Here is a 19,961-nt window from a genome sequence, read left to right on the forward strand (position 1 = left end):
CGCGGCACTGGCCGCCGGGCCGCTGCACCCCGCGCCGGCCGGCCCGGTCGCTCCGGCAGCGCTGTCGGGCCCGGCCGCGGCACCGGTCGGGGCCCCGCAGTGCGGGCCCGGGCACTGACCGGGCGCTGACCGGGCACTGCCCGGCTCGGTGCTCAGCCGCCGTGGTGCGGCGGCCGCTGGCTCAGGTACCAGTCCAGCCCGCGTCCGCTCGCGGACTCACCCCAGCCGGAGTCGGTGTCGTCCGCGGTCTGCCGGCTCAGCGGGTCCGTGAAGACCAGCTTGGCCGCAGCCGACGGGCCCGGCTTCCCCGTGCCGGTCCCTCCGGGCCGCGCGGCAGCGGCCGATGCCGACTGCTCCTGGCCCTGCCGACCGTCCCGACCGTCCCGACCGTCCCGTTCGTCCTGTCCCGCCATCGTCCGTCCGCCTCCGCTGTGCTGCTGCCTCCCGTCAAGCGTATGGCCTGTCACGACGTCGGGAGCCGGGCCGCTGCCCGACTCCCGACGTCACCCACCCGCCGCTGGGCGGCCCGGTGGTCCTGCTGTCGCCGTGCCCGTTCCGCGGGCCCGTTCCGCGGGCCCGTTCCGCGGGCCCGGCTCGGGTCAGCCCAGCTCGGCCTTGAGGAAGTTGCCCCCGTTGTAGGAGCCCCAGCCGGTCACCTCGTCGTAGCCGGTGCCCGCCTTGTAGGCCCCGTTGTTGCCGGTCTTCACGTCGTGGAAGGCCGAGTTGTACGCGCTGGACTCCGCCAGCGAGTAGATCCTGCTGTTCGCGAATCCGAAGGAGGGCTTGCCCTTGGCCTTGGCCTCGCTGTCATAGACCGCGGTGAAGGCCGCCCAGTTCGGCGCCGCCGCGCTGGTCCCGCCGATCTCGGCCCAGGAGCCCTGGGTGTAGATCGCCCAGCCGGTGGCCGGGTCGGCCGCCGCGGCGACGTCCGGCACCGTCCGGTAGGTGCCGTGGTTCACCGGGCTCTGGTAGCTCGGGGTGTCGAAGTACGAGGAGACCCCGCCGCCGGACCCGGACCACGCGGCCTCGCTGCTCCAGGTGCCGCCCGAGCCGGTCTTCAGCGTGGTGCCGCCCGTGCCGGTGACGTACGGGTCGGCCGCGGGGAAGTCGACCGAGGTGCCGCCGTTGCCGGCGTCGTCCGACCCGCTGTCGCCGGAGGCCGCGTAGACCGACTGGCCCTGCGCGGCGGCCTCCTTGAGGTCGGCGTCCACGGCCACCCGGTTGCTGGGCGTCTCACCGGCCTCGTAGGTGCCCCAGCTGATCGAGACCACCGGGACGTCGTCGCTGACCAGCTGGGCGTAGACCGCGGTCTCACCGGCGTCGCTGTTCGGCGCCTCGTAGACCTTGATCGTCGCCCCGGGGGCCAGCGCCTGGACGACCTCGATGTCCAGCTCGACCTCGTCCTGGCCGGACAGGTCGCTGGTGCCGCCACCGGCGTTGACCACGGTCGGGGTGCTGGGCTTCAGCTTGAAGTAGTTGTCGTAGGTGGCGATGTTCGACTGCTGGAAGGCGGAGAACTCCAGCAGCGCGACGGTCGACCCCTTGCCGGTGTAACCGGCGTTGATCGAGGAGGTGAGGTTGTACGCGGCGCGCGCGGTGGTCGGGTTCAGCCCGGTTGGTGCCTTGGCCGCGGCGTCCGGCGAGGCGGCGTCCGGCGTGGCGGCCCTGCTGCTGAAGTGGGTGTACTTCGCGTAGTTGTTGAGGCCCGACACGTCGGTCACCACGGAGGCGATGTCGGCGGGCAGCACCGGCGCACTGGTGTTGGCGAAGAAGGTGCGGCCGTCATGACCGTCGCGGTAGGTGGCCAGGCTGGTGCCGAACGCCTTCTGCACCTGGGCCGCGGTGCCGGTGGCCTGGACGGTGAGCCGGTTGGCGGTCACCGCGCCGACCTGCAGGCCCTGGCTCCGCAGGTAGTCGGAGACCTTGCTGACGGTCTCCGGGGCGGCCCCGAAGCGCTGGGCGAACTGGTCCACCGTCAGGTAGTGCTGGTAGTCGGGAGACTGGGGGTCGGTCACCCGGGCGAGGAAGGCGTCCAACCCCGCGGTGTCCCGCTGCGCGAGGCTGACCGCCACGGTTATCCGCTGGTCGGTGGCGACCTGGCCGGTCCGGACGGAGTGGCCCACCGCCGGCAGCACGTCCCCGCGCAACGCGGCGGACACGTGGGCGGCGCCAGCCGTGGCAGGCTGCGCGACGGCGGGGGTGACGGTCAGCGCGAGGAGCGGCGCGGTTGCGGCGAGCAGCCCGATGACGGGCCGAATGCGGGGCTTCACGGATGGTCCTCCTGGGGCCGGAGCGATCAGCCGAGAGCAGCGGCCCGCCGGAGGTGCGGCGAACCGGTGCCCTGGGTTGGGGAGTTGATGGCTCCACGCTAGGTTTGTCGATCCACCGTCAAAAGAGGGGTATCCCCTGCGGTCCATGTATCGCGCGGGTGTCATGAGATGTCACGGCGCTACAGCGACAACGGCGGGGCCGTGCACCCATGGCGACGCCGGGGCTGCCCGTTCGGGTCCTGCCGCACAGACGACGCCGGACTCCGGCCGAGTGGTGGCGAGCACGCCCGGCCGGGCGCTGATCCGACGAGATCCGAAGGAGAGGGCTCGGCTCTGCAGTTACTCCCGCGGGATCCCGCCGCCTGCCCCGGCGGTGTTCGTGCCGGCCGAGGCTCCCTCAGGCGGTAGAGGCCTGTGCGCCGCGCGGGTGCAGCTCGCCACGGGTCGGGCCGGCGGGCGTCTCGGGGTCAGGACTCGGCGGCGAGGGCGCGGGCCAGGCCGGCGCGGGAGCGGACGCCGAGCTTGCGGTAGACGCGGGAGAGGGTGCCCTCGACCGTCTTGACGCTGACGAAGAGGGCGGCCGCCACCTCGCGGTTGGTGGCGCCGTCGGCGGCGAGCCCGGCCATCCGTTGCTCACTGGCCGTCAACAGCCCACCGTCCGCACCGGGGACGGCGACGGCCTGGTCCAGCCGGGCCAACTCGCGCTCCACCCTGGCGTGCAGCGGCCGGGCCGCATGGTCGGCGCAGAGTTGCCGCGCCTCCAGCAGCGCCGCCCGGGCGCCGGGGCGATGGCGCAGCCGGCGCTCCACCGAACCGAGGGCGACCAACGTGCGGGCCAGTTCCAGGGGCAGCCCCGCGGCCCGCAGCTGGTCCGCGGCCGCGCGCAACCGGTCCACCGCCTCCCGCCCATCACCGAGGCCCGCCTGGGCCAGCCCGGCGGCGCGCTCGAGCGCCGCCCGAGCCGAGCAGCCGGCCGTCGCTTCCCAGCGGCCGGCGCTCGCGTCACACCCGGGACCAGGCATATCCCACCGACCCGCCCTTGCGTCGCCCCCAGCGCCGGACACGTCCCACCGACCGCCCGGCTCGGCGCAGTCAAGGTCCACCTGCGCCGAACGCCCAACCTCCGCAGCCCGCAAGCCGACCTCCGCGTCCCTCCCACCGACCTCCGCATCCCACCGCCCCGCTCCCACCTCCCACCCAGCCCCGAACCCCTCCCACGGGCGCAACAGGGCCTGGCCCTCGTCGAGCACCTGTGCGGCGGCCGCGTGTTCGCCCAGGGCTACCAGCCCCTCGGCGAGCAGGGCGAGGCGGCGCACCGCGCCCGGGTCGGCGTGCCCCAGGGCTGCGGTCAGCCGCCGGGCCTCCTGCAGCGCCTCCACCGCCGCCGCGACCGTGACCGCCTCCCCGCGGAGCAGGCCGGACTCACCGAGTACCCCGAGCGCCTGCGCCCGGTGCCGGCTGTCCCCGACCGCCGCCCAGCCCACCGCGGCCCGCAACGCGACCTCCCCGGCCCGTACGGCGCTGCCGCCCACCAGCTCGGCCAGCGCGATCGCCTGGAGTGCGGACGGGTTGGAGTGCGGCTGGGCACCGCGGTCGGCGGCCGGCACGCTCACCGGTTCGCCCAGCGCGGCCAGCGTCTCGCGGAGCAGGGCGGCGGTGGCCATGGCGCAGCCGGCGTCGCCGAGTTGGGCCTGGGCAGCGCAGACCCGGGCGAGCACGGCCGGGTGCGGGCCCGCGGGGAACACCGGGTCGGGGGCTGCCATCGCGGTGAGGACGAAGGAGGGGGCGAGCACGGCGGGGAACCCCGGGTCGGGGCAGGGTTCGAGGCCGGGGTGGGCATCGAGCACGCTGGCCAGTGCGGCACGGAGGGCGCCCGGGTCGTCCAGCGCGAGTTCCGCGTCGAGCAGGGCCAACCGGAGCTCGGTGCGTCGGGCGGGCGGCCGCACCTTGCCGAGCAGCGCCCGGGACTGCGCCAGCGCCACGCGGGCGGCCCGCGGTTCCCCGGCGGCGGCGTGCGCCTCGCCCAGCAGCGCGAGGACGGCCAGCTGGCGGGCGACCGCCTCCGGTCCGGCCGCCGCGGTGCGGGCCGCGCGGGCGGCGTCGACCGCGTCCCGCGGGCTCGCGGTGAGCAACTGGCGGCAGGCCGCCCAGCGCAACAGCTCCGCCTCCGCGGCGGCCGACTCAGCAGCGACCGACTCAGCGGCAGCCGGCTCAGCGGCAGCCGGCTCAGCGGCAGCCGGCTCAGCGGCAGCCGGCTCAGCAACAACCGCCTCCGCAGCGGCCGGCAACACCCCACGCCCCTCCCCACGCCCCTCCCCCCGCCCGTCCCGCAGTTCCCCCAGTTCCGCCAGCCCGTCGGCCAGCACCGCGCCCACCCCCGCCGCGGCCGGCCCCAGCACCCGCACCAGCACCCCTCGTGCCCGCGCCCGGAGCACCGCACCCGCCGGCGAGGTCGGCGCGGTGACCGCCAGCACCTGCAGCGCCAGCGCCCGCGCCTCCGGTCGCCGCTCCGCCGCCGCGGCGTGGTCGGCCGCCTCCACCAGGCGCGTCGGGTAGCCGAGCGGCTCGGCGGCGGCCGGGTCCTCGCGGACCGCGCCCTGCCGCAGCGCCAGCAGCGCGAGCCGGTAGGCGGCCTCCGGCTCGTCCCGGCCGCGGGCCAGGCGGGCCGCGAGGGCCGGCGGGAGGGCGTCCACCGGCGGCTGCAGGGCCAGCGCCGCGAGTTCCGCCCGTTCCACCGGATCCGCGGTCACGGCGGCCGACTCGGCGCGGTACCCGGCGAGTTCGGCCGGCGTCGCCTCGGCCAGCAGGACCGCCCGCACCAGCGGCGCAACGAACCGCAGCTCGCCGGCCCGGGGTTCGGCTGCGGCCGGCAGGACCCGGCCGGGCCGGGCGGCGTCGACCAGGGTCAGCAGTCCGGCGTCCAGCGGTCCGTCCAGCAGCGGCAGCGGGTCGCTCCCGGTGGCGGCCCGCAGCAGCGCCACCGTCGGCCGGGCCACGACGGCTGCCCGGACCAGCAGTCGCCGGGTCGCCGGCCCCCACGGGCGGATCTCCGCGAGCACCTCGGCGCGCAGTTCGCCCGGCACGCCCTCCGGCCCGGCGAGCCCGCAGCGGAACCCGGCCCGGGCGAGGGCGAGCGCGTGCCCGGGGTTGCCGCCCGCCACCCGCCGGACGTCACGCAGCAGGGCCGCCGGCAGCGGGCCGCCGAGTTCGCGGGCCAGCAGGTCGGCGATCGCCGTCGCGGGCAGTGGCGGCAGCCGGATCTCCGCGGTGCCGGGCGGGCACAGCTCCCACCACCGGGTCACCGGTTCCCGCACCGCGTCCCGCGCGGTGGCCAGCAGTCGCACGCCGCCCGCCGCCCCGGTCACCCGCCGCAACGCGAACCCGAGCGCCGCCGCACTCGGCTCGTCCAGCCACTGCACCCCGTCCAGCACCAGGAGCAACCCCCGCCCCGCGCCCACCGCCCCCAGCAGTTCGACCAGTCCGCGCCCCAGGGCCGCCCGGTCCACCGCGCACCCAGGGCCGCCCGTCCGCAGCAGGGCCCGGCTCAGCGCAACCCGTCCGGGCAGCGGGAGTCGGGCGAGCAGTTCGTCCAGGTACCCGCCGGGCAGGCCGGCCAGCAGGTCGGTGAGCCCGGCGTAGCGCAGTTCGGCTTCGCCGGCCGCCGGGCGGCAGCGCAGCACGGTCGTGCCCTGCGCCGCCGACTCCGCGGCGAGGGCATCCGCCAGCGTGCTGAGCCCGCTGCCGCCGGCGCCGCTCAGCAGCACCGCGCCGCCGGTCCGCAACGCCTCGCCCGCCAGTCGCAGTTCGGCCTGCCGCCCGACGACCACCGACCCGCCGACGACGACCGGATCCCCGCCGACCGCCGACTCCCCGAGGAGCATCGACTCCCCGAGGACCATCGACTCGCCGACGGCCGCCGGTTCCCCGGCGACCACCGGCCCGCTGCTGCCGCCCATCCCGCCGCCCGCCCTCCCCGACCCCGGCCGCCAAGCTGCCGGTCATGCACCTGACATGAATGCGCCCAGGAGATCCATCTCAGCCCGTGCGGGACTCGACGTCAATAACCGGGATCCGGCAACTGTGGAGCCGCAACCCGCAGTTCACACCCGTTGACGCTCCGCTGATCCAGCGAAACCCGACCGCCCACCCCGCTGCCCAGCACCAGCCGGACGACACCCGCCGGAAAAGCACCGGCCCGAACAGCACCCACCGGACAGCCCGAAGCCCGGGCCCCGCGAGCGGGACCCGGGCTCCGAGCCGGCAACCTGGCGTGACCGACGACGCCTCAGGCGGCCTCGAAGCCGGCATGGCCGGCGATCTTCTTCAGTTCGGCGAGCGCGTGCTTCTCGATCTGGCGGATCCGCTCCCGGGTCAGGCCGTGCTGCTTGCCGACCTCGGTCAGGGTGCGCTCGCGGCCGTCCTCCATCCCGTAGCGGGAACGGATGATGGACGCGGTCCGGTCGTCCAGCCGGCCGATCAGGTCGTCCAGCTCCTCCCGGCGGAGCATGACCAGCACGGCGTCCTCCGGCGAAACCGCGCCGGTGTCCTCGACCAGGTCGCCGAACTGGGTCTCGCCCTCGTCGTCCACCGCCATGTTGAGGCTGACCGGGTCGCGGGCCCAGTCGAGCACGTCCTTGATCCGTGCCTCGGTGGTGTCCAGCTCGGCGGCGATCTCGGCGGGCTCGGCCTCGCGGCCCAGCTCCTTGGACTTCTCCCGCTGCACCCGCCGGATCCGCCCCAGTTCCTCGACCAGGTGGACGGGGAGCCGGATGGTCCGGGACTGGTCGGCGATCGACCTGGTGATCGCCTGGCGGATCCACCAGGTCGCGTAGGTGGAGAACTTGAAGCCCTTCGCGTAGTCGAACTTCTCGACCGCGCGGACCAGGCCGGCGTTGCCCTCCTGGATCAGGTCGAGCAGCGGCAGCCCGCTGCGCGGGTAGCGCCGGGCCACCGCGACGACCAGCCGCAGGTTGGAGCGGATGAAGACGTCCTTCGCCCGCTCGGCGTCGGCGCCTATCACCTCCAGCTCCTCGCGGCTCGCCCCCTCGGGGAGGGCAGTGCCGTGGTCGGCCTCGTCCAGCAGGTGTTGGGCATAGACGCCGGCTTCGATGCGCAGCGACAGCTCGACCTCCTCGGCGGCATCGAGGAGGGGCGTCCTGGCGATCTCGTCGAGGTACATGCCGACCAGGTCACGGTCGGCCTCGAGGTTGGTCGGGCGGGCCGTACGAGTCCGGTCGGCCCTGTCGCGAACGACGGCACGGGTGGCCATGCTTGCTCCCTTGCTGGTGGATGCCCGGGTCTGGTCTGGCTACTCGACTGCTACCGGGGGCGGCGGCACGCCTCCTCTCGATGCGGGACCCCGGGGGCCTCGCACGTAACAATCCAACGAACAGAATCCGGACAACATTCCCAAGTCGCTCAGATTCTTCGGGCGATGCAGTATCCTGCGCGGCCGGCGCCCTTTTCGGCACGCCGAGCAACCACCCGGCCACCGAGCGCCACCGGGCGCCCCTGCGCGCCCGCCTCGAGCGCCGCCGGCTCCCACGGCAGCCACCGGCGACTCACCACCACGGCCGCCGTCGGCCCGCCGCCCCGGCCCGCCGCCCATCCCGGCACCCGCGCCCGCTCATCCCGGTACCACCCACCAACGCTCCGGGGCCCGCGATCGATCCCCACCGATCGATCCCCGCCGATCGAGCCCCGCCGATCGATCCCCTGGGCCGGGCCCGCGCGAATGATGCCAAATCGCGATGCGTCTCCCATCGGATCGACTCACCGCCCTGGGAAGGTGTCAGCCATGCACCTGACGAGCAGCCCCGACCGCCGCGCCCTGGACCCCCTGCGCGCCCTGCGCACCGGGCTCCCCCGGTACGCGGCGATCGCCACCGGCGCCCTCGCACTCTTCGGGGTGCTGCTCGCGCTGGTCGAGGGCCGCTGGGGCCCGCTCGCCCACCTCGACCGGAGCTGGACCACGGCGCTGCACGACTTCGCCCGCCACCACACCGCGTGGACCGCCTCACTCCAGACCACCACCATGCTCGGCGCCCCGCTGGTGATGCGCAGCCTGTCGGCCGTGGCCGCCACCTGGCTCTGGGCGATCGGCGCCCGCACCCTGGCCGGCTGGACCGCCGCCCAGGCGCTGGTCGGCTGGGCGGTCGAGGTGGCGGCGAAGGACCTGGTCGGCCGGGCCAGACCGAGCTGGCCCGACCCGGTGGCGCAGGCCGCCGGAGCCGCTTTCCCGTCCGGCCACGCGATGGCCTCCGCGATCACCGCAGCCACCCTGATGGCACTGCTCTGGCCGCGGGCCGACCGGGCCGTGCGCGGCGTCTTCGGCACCCTGGCCGCACTCGGCACGCTGGTGATCGGTTTCACCCGGATCGGGCTCGGGGTGCACTGGCCCAGCGACGTGCTGGCCGGCTGGCTGCTGGCGGGCGCGGTGCTCGGCGGGACCACGGTGGCGGTCGAGCTGTGGCGGCCGGGCGCGCTCTCCCGGGACGTGCGCCGGGTGAACTGGCGGACCAGGCCGCGGGTGCAGAGCGTGCTCGCCCCGGCGGTGCCGTTCCCGGAGCTGCCGGGCGACCCCGAGACCTTCGAGGTGCCGACCCGCCCCTACGGTCGCGACGGCTACGGCCGGGACCGGTACACCCGGGACCAGTACGGCCCGGCCTTCGACGGCGAGTTCGAGGCGGGCACGTCTGATGGGTCGTGAGATACCTCACACGAGTGGTCCGCGAGTGGACGGGAGGTAATCGGACAGGCTGCTTCGAGTCACCTCAAGCCGGATGCAGTTCGGACAAATATGTCCCAATTCGGGCAAATCATGCGGGAAATCGATCATCATGGGTTCGCGGAACGGCACTGAGCCGCAGGAGAATGGCTGGTTCCCCGCACCGGAGAGATCAACCACATGGCACATGACTCCCCAGTAAGTGCCCGGGTAGGGCAGACTGCTTCGGCTGGGTATACCCATGCCCAGTTCGGGGGAACCGAGCACGACAGCGCGGCGGCGGCCGGTCGTCCGGAACTCGCGCCCATGCGTCAGCTCCGTACACCGACCACCGATCACCGCGCTCGCACTGCGGCAGCCCCGCAGCAGCACCTGCCCAGGCACCGAGCGACGGGGGTCCGATGACCACGCACACGGCGGGCGAGCCGTACGGTTCGTACGGCCCGCCCGAGTCGTACGGGTCGGCGCAGCCGTACCCGGCGGCACCGACGCAGGGTCAGCCGGGACCGGACGGGTACCAGGAGGCCGGTCAGCAGAACGTCGGCCGGCCGGACGCCGGGCAGCAGGGGTCGCCGCAGCCCGGGATGACGCAGCAGGGCTACGGCACGGCCGAGGGCTACCCGCAGGGGTACGCGTCCTACGGGCAGCCGGAGGGCTACCCGGACCCGAGCGGCTACCCGCAGAACCCCTACCAGCAGGACCCGTACCAGCAGCCGGGCCACCCCCAGGGCGACTACGGGCAGCCCGGTTACCCGCAGCAGGGCTACGAGCAGCCGGCCTACCCGCAGCAGCAGCCGGGCTACGGCTCGCCGGAGGGCTACCCCGACCCGGGCGGCTACCAGCAGAACCCCTACCAGCAGGACCCGTACCAGCAGCAGGCCTACGGCACCGCCGAGGGCTACCCCCAGCAGGTGCAGTTGCCCGGGCAGCAGGGCGCCGAGCAGCAGTACTACGCCGGCCACTACCGCGAGCCGCAGCAGTACGCCGACCAGTACGCCGTCTCCGAGCCGTACCAGCTGCCCGCCGACTACGGCATGCCGCACCTGTTCAACGACCCGCCGACGATGTCGCTCTCGCTGCGCTCGATCCAGAACTACAACCCGACCGCCCCCGCTTCGGCCCCGGTGCCGCAGCAGCGCGAGGCGACCGAGGCGGAGCAGCCCTCGGAGGTCTCCGAGCAGGCCACCGCGAACCGCAACGGCCTGATCATGGCGATCGGCACCCTCGGGTCCCGCGCCCTCGGCTTCGTCCGCAGCGCCGTGATCGCCTTCGCGATCGGCGTCGGTCAGGTGGCCGGCCCGTACAACATCGGCAACACCGTGCCGAACGTGGTCTTCACCATGCTGATCGGCGGCGCGCTCAGCTCGGTCTTCGTGCCCGAGCTGGTCAAGGCCGCCAAGACGCACAAGGACGGCGGCGTCGCCTACACCGACCGGCTGCTGACCCTGTGCGGCGTGGCCCTGCTCGCGCTGACCGTGGTGGCGGTGGCCGCCGCGCCGGCCATCGTCAGCGTGTACGCACCCGACTACACCGGGGCGCAGCGCGACCTGACCATCACCTTCGCCCGGTACTGCCTGCCCGAGATCTTCTTCTACGGCGTCTTCACCCTGCTCGGGCAGGTGTTGAACGCCCGCGGCAAGTTCGGCGCGATGATGTGGACCCCGGCGCTGAACAACATCGTGGTGATCGCGGTCTTCGGGATGTACATCGCGATCGGCGGCAACGCCACCTCGGCCGGCCAGGTGACCGCCCAGCAGTCGATGCTGCTCGGCGTCGGCACCACGCTCGGCGTGGTGATCCAGGCCGCCGGCATGCTGCCCTCGCTGAAGGCGGCCAAGTTCCGCTTCCGCCCGCGCTTCGACTGGCGCGGCTCCGGCCTGGGGACGCCGCTGCGCTCGGCCTCCTGGGCGCTGCTGCTGGTGATCGTCACCCAGGTCGCCTACACCGAGATCACCGCGCTGACCACGATGGCCGACGCGCTCGGCCACAAGGCCCACCTGGACGGCGTCGGCAACGCCTCCTACTCCAACGCCTACCAGCTCTTCGTGGTCCCGCAGGGCGTGATCACCATCTCGATGGTGACCGCGATCGTGCCGCAGATGGCCAAGGCCGCGACCGAGGGCAACCTGCCGAAGATCGGCCAGGACCTGGCCACCGTGCTGCGCAACTCGGCCGCCATGGTGATACCGGCCACGGTGCTCTTCATCGCCTTCGCCGCCCAGATCTCCGGACTCGCCTACGGCTACGGCCACGCGGCCAGGAGCGGCATCGGCCTGACCGTGATCTCCGAGACGCTGCTGGCCTTCGCGATCGGCATCCCGTTCTTCTGCGCCCAGTACGCGCTTGCCCGCGGCTTCTACGCGATGGGCGACGCGCGCACCCCGTTCTGGCTGACCGTGGTCTCCTCGGGCACCAACGTGCTGCTCTCCTTCCTCGCCTACGCGACCCTGGGCGCGCGCTGGATCGTGGTCGGCATGGCGGTCGCGCAGACGGTGGCCTGCATCGTCAACATGGTGATCACCGGCCGGGTGCTGGCCCGCCGGCTCCGCTCGCTGCCCACCGCCCCGGAGGACGCCGAGGCCCGGGCCCGGGTGATGAAGGCCGCGCTGAGCGGGCCGGTGCGCAGCGGCCTGGACGGACGGCGGGTCTTCGGGCTGCACCTGGGCCTGGTGCTGGCCTGTCTGCCCGGTGCGCTGGTCGGCCACTTCCTGGCGAACGGGATCGGCAGCATGCTGGGCGGCGGGTTCCTCGGCAACGTGTTCGGCCTCGGGGTGGGCTCGGTCTTCGTGCTGGCCTCGCTCTTCGTGCTGGCCAAGCCGTTCGGTGCCACGGCCGCCGTGGCACCGCTGGCCCGCAAGCTCCGGCTGCCCTTCCCGCAGCCCGCTCCGGAGCCCGCCGGGCGGCGCCGCCGCGCGTAATGCCCTGGTGGGCCGGACGATCATGACACTAGGCTGAGCGCACATGACACCCACTCAGCCCAGCCGGCCGTTCCCGCTGCCCACCCGACCCCTGCGGGTCGCCGCTGCCCAGGCCGCCGTGGTGCGCGGCGACGTCGAGGCCAACGTCGCCCAGGCCGCGACGCTGATCGAGCGGGCGGCGGCCGCCGGGGTGCGGGTGGTGGTGTTCGCCGAGAAGTTCCTCACCGGGTACGAACCGGAGCTGATCGCGAGCGACCCGGCCCGCTACGCGGTGCTGCCCGACGACCCCCGGCTGGCCCCGGTCGCCGCCGCCTGCCGGGCGGGGTCGATCGCCGCCGTGGTCGGCGCGGCCACCCGGGACGAGGCCGGTGTGCTGCGGATCTCGGCGCTGGTCTTCGGCCCGGACGGGGTGCTGGCCGCGCGGTACGACAAGCAGTACCAGTTCGGCACCGAGCCCGAGGTCTTCGCGGGCGGCACCGCCGGCTGCACGGTGGAGCTGGACGGCTGGCGGCTGGGTCTGGGCATCTGCTACGACTCCGGCTTCCCGGAGCACGCCCGGGCCGCCGCGCTGGACGGCTGCCACGCCTACCTGGTCGGCGCGCTGTTCAGCAAGGGCGGCGGGAAGCGGCAGCTGGACGCCTGGTTCCCGGCCCGCGCCATCGACAACACGAGCTACGCGCTGCTGGCCAACCACATCGGGGCCACCGGCGGCCGGGACACCTGCGGGCACAGCGGCGTCTGGGGCCCGGACGGACAGCTGCGCAGCGCGCTCGGCGAGACCGAGACCGGGCTCGCGGTGGCCGAGCTGGACCCCGAGCTGCTGCGCGCCGTCCGCGCCGACCTGCGGATGCTCCACGACGTGCAGCAGCGGACGGCCCAGCCGGCAACCGTCCCGCGGACGGCCGTGCCGCTGGGCTGACGGCTGCACGGCCGCCCAACGGTCGCGCTCCGGGGCCTGCGCGGCCGCCTAACGGGCGCGCTCCGGGGCGGCGCAGAGCAGGGCGGCGCGCAGGTCGAGGCGGTCGTCCAGGCGGCCGAGGTCGCGGCCGGTCAGCTCCTCGATCCGGCGGACCCGGTAGTGCACGGTGTTCACGTGGACGTGCAGCGCCTCGGCGGTGCGGGCCCAGGAGCAGTCGTGGTCCAGGAAGGTGACCAGGGTGCCCAGCAGCGCGCCGCCGTTCTGCCGGTCGTGGTCGGTCAGCGGGTCGAGCAGGCGGCGCCGGAAGGCGGCGGCCACCTCGGCCGGGATGCCGCGGACCAGCGCGGCCAGCGAGTCCAGTTCGGCACTCGCCCCCACCGAGCAGGCCCGGGGCCGCTCGGCCGCCGCCGCGGCCAGCGCGTACTCCGCCTGCCGCAGGCCGGCCGCCAGCTCGCCGACCGGCCGCACCGCGCGCGGGCCGACGCCGAGCCGCAGCAGGTGCCGGTCCGGCAGCCGGGACTGCAGCCGGGGCCAGACCGCGCGCAGCCCGGCGGTCAGCCGCGCCGGATCCAGGCCGGCCACCACGGCGACCGCCCGGCCGGCCGCGTCGGCGCCGACCGCGAAGGCCGCCGCACCGGGCGTTCCCTCCCCGGCGGGCCCGGCACCGGCCGCCCCCACCGCAGTTCCGGCCCCCACCGCAGTCCCCGCCCCCGCCCCGGGCAGGGCGCAGCGCAGCGCCTCGGCGAGCGCGTCGGTGGCCCAGGGCGTGTCCAGCCCGTCGATCCGCGCGGTGACCGGGACCAGCGGTCGGTCGGCGGGCAGCCCGCAGGCGGCCAGCGCCTCGCCGAGTTCGGCGGGGTGCACCGGGGCCGGCCCGCCCAGCAGGCCGGCCAGCCGCCCGGCCGCCCGGCGCCGGTCGGCGGCCTCGCCGCGGCTGCGGGTCCAGAGCGTGGCCAGGGTCTCGGCCAGCCCGTGCAGCACCGCGGCCTGGCCGGGCGATGCGTCGTGCGGGTAGAGGTACCAACCGTCGAAGGGGGTGTCGCCGCCCTCGCCGAGGCTGAGCGCGGCCGTGCCGCCGGGGGCGGTCTCCGCGTCCGGCACCGGCAGTGCCCGGCGGACCTCCTCCGGGTCGGGGTCGGGGGCGCCGGCGGAGCTCGCGATGGTCCGCCCCGAGGCGGCCACCAGCGAGCAGGGGCCGCAGCCGAGCCGGGAGACCGCCCGGTCCAGCACCTCGGCGGCGGGCGCCCCCGCGTACATCAGCTCGACCAGCTCGCGCCGCACCCCGTCCGGCACCGCGGCCGCCCCCGCCTCTCCGGTCCGCAGGTCCCCCCACAGCCGCAGGTAGACCCGGTCGGTCACCGCCCGGAAGCTGGTACCGGCGGGCACCGAGAGCAGCGGGATCCCGTGCACCCGGCAGGCGTCGACCAGCCCCGCGGGCACCTCGCCGTGGGTGCCCTCGCCGGCCAGCAGCGCGGCCACGCCGGCGCTGCGCAGCGAGGTGGCGAAGCGCAGCGCGAGGGTCTGGGCCGCCGGGTGCTCCGGCTGCCACCAGACCAGCCCGGAGAGCACGAGTTCGCCGGGCTGCAGGTAGCGCGCCGGGTCCTGCAGGTCGGTCGAGGTGACACCGGTGACCTGGCGCTCCAGCAGCTCCGGTGGCCCCCAGGCCAGCCGCAGCCGCAGGTCCGTCACGTTCAGGAGATCGGAGACGATCACCGCCACACTCCTCGGTACCGAGCGCTCCGAAGGGAGCGCCGCACCCGGCCGGCCCTCTTAGCAGCCAGGGATTCAGGTGCAGAGGCATGGTAAATGCCATGCCTCTGGTGCAGTAACCCTGGCGCCTCACCATCCGGATGGTGGACCGGTCCGGAGCCTGCGCTCCGGCCCGACCGAGCGGGACCCGACCCGGACTCCTGTGATCTTCGCAACACTGGCCGAACTCGTGTGCCCTTTTCCGGTCGTCGGGCGTCCAAGGAGAGGCAACCGGGCAGCCCGGTGCGAACGGCGAACGACAGGGGTGGACCGGCGGTGGGGGGAAGGATGTCCGAGGCGAGGGCCGGGGCGATGCCTAAAACGGGGAACCGCACATCGGTGCTGGTGATCGCGGGGCGGCTGGTGGCGGGCGTGGTCTCGCTATCGGTGCTGGCCGTCTGCGGGCTGTCCTGGTACGCCTACCACGACATCACCAACGGCATGACGACCTCGAACGCCATGCAGATGGTCAAGCAGGCCGCCCAGCAGGCCCCGCAGCAGGTGGGGGTCGCGGCGCCGCCGCGGCTGGACAAGTCGGTCAACATCCTGCTGATCGGCCTGGACAGCCGCAAGGACCAGAACGGCAACGACCTGCCCAAGGAGTTCGTCCAGGACCAGCTGAACGCCGGCAGCAGCGACATCGGCGGCTACAACACCAACACCCTGATCCTGATGCACATCCCGGCCAACGGCGGGAAGGTCGAGGCCTTCTCGATCCCGCGGGACGACTACGTCGACCTGGTCAACGTGCCCGGCGGCCACCCGCTCGGCAAGCACAAGATCAAGGAGGCCTACGACCGGGCCAAGTACTACGCCGAGGAGGACCTCTCCAAGCAGTACTCCGGCGCCGACCTGGAGCACCGCGGCCGCGACGCGGGCCGCGCGGCCACCCTGCTGACGGTGCAGAAGTTCCTCAACGTGCCGATCGACCACTTCGCCGAGCTCAACCTCAAGGGCTTCTACGACGTCGCCCAGGCGCTCGGGCCGATCACCGTCTGCCTCAACCACGACATCAGCGACCCGACCATCGCCCGCACCGCCGACACCGCGGGCGGCGGTTCCGGCTTCGTCGGCCACCAGGGGCTCAACCAGCTGAACCCGTCGATGGCGCTGGCCTTCGTCCGCCAGCGCCACAACCTGCCCAACGGCGACTTCGACCGCACCCACCGCCAGCAGGCCTTCCTCGCCTCGGTCACCACCAAGCTGGAGCAGGAGGGCGTCTTCGGCGACCTGGGCAAGATGGGCGGTCTGCTGGACGCGGTGAAGCAGGACCTGGTGCTGGACGACGGCTGGGACATCCTGGACTTCGCGCAGCAGGCCACCAACCTGACCGGCGGGAACGTGGAGTTCCACACCCTGCCGATGGAGGGCTACGCGGACCTGTCGAGCGACGGCGACGTGAACCTGGTGGACGTGACGAAGATCCAGACGATGGTCCGGCAGAGCATCAGCGGGATCGACCCGACGGTCGCGCCGGCGGCCTCGCCGTCGCCGTCCCCGTCCGCCCTGCCGACCACCGCGCCGACCACCGCGCCGACCGACGACAGCAGCACGTCCCCCTCCTCCTCCACCGACTCGGCCTCCCCCACGGACTCGGGCTCGCCCAGCGACTCGGCCTCCCCCAGCGACTCGGCCTCGCCCAGCGACGGCTACGAGGGCCCGACGGTCCAGGGCGGCGTGCCCTGCGTCAACTGACCGGCCGCTCCTCCTGCACCGGCTCCCGGCCCGCGACCTGACGGCGGGTCGGCAGCCGCGGCCGGGCCATTGACCCGGCGGGCGGTGGACTATACCTTCCCTCTCATTGGTCTATGCCAATACAGGCCTCCGCTCCCGCACCTCCCCCACACCGCGCCGCTGCCGTGTGCGGCGCCTGCCGAGGAGAGTCCCATGCCCGCCATTCGCCCAGCCCTGCTCCGCAGAGCCGCCGCCACCGCGGCCGCCGCCTGCTGCGCCCTCACCCTGCTCGGCGCCGCGCCGGCGAACGCCGAGCCCGCCCACCGGGACGGTGGCCAGAAGGAGTTGACCGGCTACTTCACCCAGTGGGGCATCTACTCCGGCTTCCTGGAGAAGAACCTGATCACCACCGGTGAGATCGACCACCTCACCGAACTGGACTACGGCTTCAGCGACATCTCCGCGGCCGGCCTGTGCAGCAGCGGCGACAGCTGGGCCGACTACCAGCGGCCGTTCTCCGCGACCGAGGCGGTGAACGGCCAGGCCGACCAGGCCGGCCAGGCCCTGCTCGGCAACTTCAACCAGCTGCGCGAGCTGAAGGCGAAGTACCCGAAGCTGAAGATCGTGATGTCGATCGGCGGCTGGTCCTGGTCCGGCCAGTTCTCGAAGCTCGCCTCGACCGCGGCGGGCCGGCAGAACTTCGTCGCCTCCTGCGTGGACCAGTACCTCAAGGGCGACATCCCCGGGCTGCCCGCGGGCGCCGCCGCCGGCATCTTCGACGGCTTCGCGGTCGACTGGGAGTACCCGGGCGAGCCGGGCAACGGCAACCCGTACGGCCCGCAGGACACCCCCGACTACACCGCGCTGATGCAGGAGTTCCGCCAGCAGGAGGACCAGGTCGGCCAGGACACCGGCACGCACTACCTGCTCACCGCGAACACCTCCGCCAACCCGGCCTTCGCCGCCAAGCTGGAGCTGCCGGAGATCGCCAAGGTGGTCGACTGGTTCAACGTCATGACCTTCGACTACCACGGCAGTTGGGAGCCGACCGGGCCCACCGACTTCTCCTCCGCACTCTTCCAGGACCCGAACGACCCCAACCCGGCGGCCGACCGGTACACCGTGGACCAGGCGGTGCAGTACTACGAGGGCCAGGGCGTGCGGCCCGGGCAGATCGGCCTGGCCATCCCCTACTACGCCCACGAGTGGACCGGCGTGGCGCCCGGCCCGAACGGCGACGGCCTCTTCCAGCCCGCCACCGCCGGCGTGGCCGGCACCCCGAACTACAACCAGGTGGTCACCGCCCCCGGCCAGACCCACTGGGACCCGCTGGCCGCCGAGCCCTACAAGTACGACCCGGCCACCGGCACCTTCGCCAGCTACGACGACCCGGCCTCGGTCTGGATCAAGGGCCAGTACATCCGTGCCGAACACCTGCGCGGCACCTTCGTCTGGTCGCTGGACGGCGACACCAGTGACGGCAGCCTGACCGCCGCCCTCGGCGAGAGCCTCAACGGCCGCTGACCCGGCCCACCGGGCACCGAACGGCACCCGAAACACCGCGGGCCCCGCGATCCGACCGGATCGCGGGGCCCGCGGTGTGCCACTCACCTGTGCCCCAGGCAGGATTCGAACCTGCGACACCAGCTTTAGGAGAGCTGTGCTCTATCCCCTGAGCTACTGGGGCCGGGCGATCCACAGCGTACCGGATCCGAAGGTCGGCGGGGGCGGTGGCCGAGCCGACGGAGCCGGGCGAGGCGGGGCGGGTGGCCGGGATGGGTTGAGTACGATCACCATCGGCGACCGGTGGGCCGTCCGGACGGGCCATCGGAATCGGCCACCGGGGATTCGGGAGGTGCGACGCTGTTCGGGCTGCTGTCCCGGCTGCCGGGGAACCGGCGGGCCGCGGAGCGCCGGTGGGACACCCGGCCGACCAGGGCGCACGTGCTCGCGGTGGTCCGCACCCTGACCTCGGCGACCCGGGTGATGGACGTGCTGCCGCTGCTGCGGGCCCGGGACGGGATCGAACTCTACGTCACGGTCAACCCCGGCTCCGCCTTCACCGCCGGGCTGCCCGGCTACCTGGACTCGCTGGCCGGGGTCACCCCGCTGAGCTGGTCCGAGGCGGTGCGGCGGGACTTCGACCTGGCGGTGGCCTGCACCGTGAACAGCTCGATGCACCGGCTGCGCGCGCCCCTGGTGGTGCTGCCGCACGGGGTCGGCTACAACCGGCTGGTCCGGCCGACCACCGGGGACGACGTCTCGCCGGCCGGACTCTCCCGGCAGGAGCTGCTGCGGCGCGGGCGGGTGGTGCCGGCGGTGATCGGGCTCTCGCACGAGGAGCAGTTGGAGCGGCTGCGGCGGTCCTGCCCGCGGGCGCTGCCGGTGGCCCGGGTGGTCGGCGATCCGTGCTTCGACCGGCTGCTGGCCAGCCTGCCCGAGCGCGACCGGTACCGGCGGCTGCTCGGCGCGGTCGGCGGGCGCCGACTGGTGCTGGTCAGCTCGACCTGGAGCGAGCACTCGCTGCTCGGCCGCTGCCCCGACCTGCCGCTGCGGCTGGTGCGCGAACTGCCGGTGGACGAGTACGCGGTGGCCGTGGTGCTGCACCCCAACATCTGGGCCCGGCACCACCCGCTCGACCTGCTGGACGAGGCGGTGCGCTCCGGGCTGCTGGTGCTGCCGCCGCAACACGGCTGGCAGGCGGCGCTGGTCGCGGCCGACTGGGTGGTCGGCGACCACGGCTCGGTCTCCTTCTACGGCGCCGCACTGGACCGGGTCACCCTGCTGGCCGCCACCGGCGAGGCGGAACTGGATCCGGACTCGCCCGGCTACGCCTTCGGGCGCGGCGCCCCGGCGCTGGACGCCACCGGGCCGCTGGAGCCGCAGCTGCGCCGCGCGGCCGAGGACCACGGCACCCGCGCCGCACCGGAGTTGCTGGACCTGACCCGGCGCTCGCTCGGCGAGCGCGGCCGCTCCGCCCGGATCCTGCGCGAGCTGCTCTACTCCTACCTGCCCGGCATCCCGGAGCCCGCGGAGGAGGCGCTCACCCCGCCCTACCCGGACCCCGAGCCGATCGACCTGGCCCGGGTGACGGCCTTCGACGTGGTCGGCGAGGTCACCGCGGACGGGGTGCGGCTGCGCCGCTACCCGGTCGGCCCGGGCCACCGCGCGGCCCGCGGCTGCTACGCGGTGACCACCGGGGCGAGCCTGCGGCTGCGTCAGGTGGCCGAGGTGATCGCCCGCACCGAGCCGACCGCGGAGCCCGACCCGCTCGTCTGGCTGGACCGGGTGATGGGTCAACTTCCCGGCCTGACGGTCGCGGTGGCCGCCCTGGCCGCCGACCGCCTGCTGCTGCGGCTGCGCTCGGGCCCGGTGCTGCAGGCCCAGCCGGTCGCCGACTGGGGTGCGGTACCGGCGCCGCTCGACCCGGTCCTGCTGGGCGCGGCGGTGGCCCTGCAGCTGGCCGACCGGGCCGGAGCCGGCGCCGGCGCACCGGCCGGACCCGCCACACCGGCCGCCGAGTCGACCGCCCGGTTGACCGCCCACGAGCTGGTGATCGAGGCCGGCCGGACGGTGCGGGTGCGGTTCACCGAGCGGCCGTAGCAACAGCCGTAGCAGCGGCCGTACGAGCGGCCCGGGCCGGCCGGGGCGCGGTCAGGCGCCGGGCAGCACCCCGGCGGCGGCGCGCAGTTCGCGCAGCCGGG

Annotated in this window: 11 protein-coding genes and 1 tRNA gene; 6 read left to right on the plus strand and 6 right to left on the minus strand. The window is 74.5% G+C overall.

Annotation, left to right across the window (positions count from 1 at the left end):
- Positions 1-152 precede the first annotated feature (152 nt).
- The 4 genes from ACQRUO_RS31845 to ACQRUO_RS31860 all read right to left on the minus strand — a co-directional run bounded on the left by ACQRUO_RS31845 (position 153) and on the right by ACQRUO_RS31860 (position 7,539).
- Positions 153-413 carry a hypothetical protein gene (locus ACQRUO_RS31845; protein ID WP_428319594.1) on the minus strand — a complete coding sequence of 87 codons (261 nt, stop codon included), beginning with the start codon at positions 411-413 and terminating at the stop codon, positions 153-155.
- A 186-nt stretch (positions 414-599) separates the two neighbouring features.
- Positions 600-2,270: a S53 family peptidase gene (locus tag ACQRUO_RS31850; RefSeq protein WP_428319595.1), complete on the minus strand. Its 1,671-nt coding sequence runs from the start codon at positions 2,268-2,270 to the stop codon at positions 600-602.
- Between the two features lie 467 nt (positions 2,271-2,737).
- Positions 2,738-6,226, minus strand: a complete 3,489-nt coding sequence (locus ACQRUO_RS31855) for an AAA family ATPase (RefSeq protein ID WP_428319596.1) — start codon at positions 6,224-6,226, stop codon at positions 2,738-2,740.
- Positions 6,227-6,555: 329 nt separating this feature from the next.
- Positions 6,556-7,539, minus strand: a complete 984-nt coding sequence (locus ACQRUO_RS31860) for a sigma-70 family RNA polymerase sigma factor (protein ID WP_428319597.1) — start codon at positions 7,537-7,539, stop codon at positions 6,556-6,558.
- Positions 7,540-8,067: 528 nt separating this feature from the next.
- Here ACQRUO_RS31860 and ACQRUO_RS31865 point away from each other — a divergent pair.
- From ACQRUO_RS31865 to ACQRUO_RS31875, 3 genes are all read left to right on the plus strand, one after another.
- Complete coding sequence (locus tag ACQRUO_RS31865) at positions 8,068-8,979, plus strand: phosphatase PAP2 family protein (RefSeq protein ID WP_428319598.1); 912 nt, start codon at positions 8,068-8,070, stop codon at positions 8,977-8,979.
- Between the two features lie 419 nt (positions 8,980-9,398).
- A complete protein-coding gene (gene murJ, locus ACQRUO_RS31870; RefSeq protein WP_428319599.1) occupies positions 9,399-11,915 on the plus strand; it encodes a murein biosynthesis integral membrane protein MurJ in 2,517 nt (838 codons plus the stop codon).
- 43 nt (positions 11,916-11,958) lie between these two features.
- Complete coding sequence (locus tag ACQRUO_RS31875) at positions 11,959-12,834, plus strand: carbon-nitrogen hydrolase family protein (protein ID WP_428319600.1); 876 nt, start codon at positions 11,959-11,961, stop codon at positions 12,832-12,834.
- 48 nt (positions 12,835-12,882) lie between these two features.
- Here the strand turns inward: ACQRUO_RS31875 and ACQRUO_RS31880 are convergent, their stop codons facing one another.
- Positions 12,883-14,547, minus strand: coding sequence for a PucR family transcriptional regulator (locus ACQRUO_RS31880; RefSeq protein WP_428319601.1), 1,665 nt, complete (start codon positions 14,545-14,547; stop codon positions 12,883-12,885).
- A 375-nt stretch (positions 14,548-14,922) separates the two neighbouring features.
- Here ACQRUO_RS31880 and ACQRUO_RS31885 point away from each other — a divergent pair, with 375 nt between their 5' ends.
- Entirely contained in the window at positions 14,923-16,278 is a 1,356-nt protein-coding gene (locus ACQRUO_RS31885) for an LCP family protein (protein ID WP_428319602.1), read from the plus strand.
- 192 nt (positions 16,279-16,470) lie between these two features.
- Complete coding sequence (locus ACQRUO_RS31890) at positions 16,471-17,781, plus strand: glycoside hydrolase family 18 protein (protein ID WP_428319603.1); 1,311 nt, start codon at positions 16,471-16,473, stop codon at positions 17,779-17,781.
- A 90-nt stretch (positions 17,782-17,871) separates the two neighbouring features.
- On the opposite strand, the gene ACQRUO_RS31895 is transcribed toward ACQRUO_RS31890, so the two are convergent.
- Positions 17,872-17,944, minus strand: a tRNA-Arg gene (locus ACQRUO_RS31895).
- Between the two features lie 257 nt (positions 17,945-18,201).
- On the opposite strand from ACQRUO_RS31895, the gene ACQRUO_RS31900 reads away from it, so the two are divergent.
- Positions 18,202-19,860 carry a hypothetical protein gene (locus tag ACQRUO_RS31900; RefSeq protein ID WP_428319604.1) on the plus strand — a complete coding sequence of 553 codons (1,659 nt, stop codon included), beginning with the start codon at positions 18,202-18,204 and terminating at the stop codon, positions 19,858-19,860.
- Positions 19,861-19,961: the final 101 nt, after the last annotated feature.

Origin of the sequence: Kitasatospora sp. LaBMicrA B282 (genome assembly GCF_050325825.1) — a bacterium.
Classification (GTDB): Bacteria; Actinomycetota; Actinomycetes; order Streptomycetales; family Streptomycetaceae; genus Kitasatospora.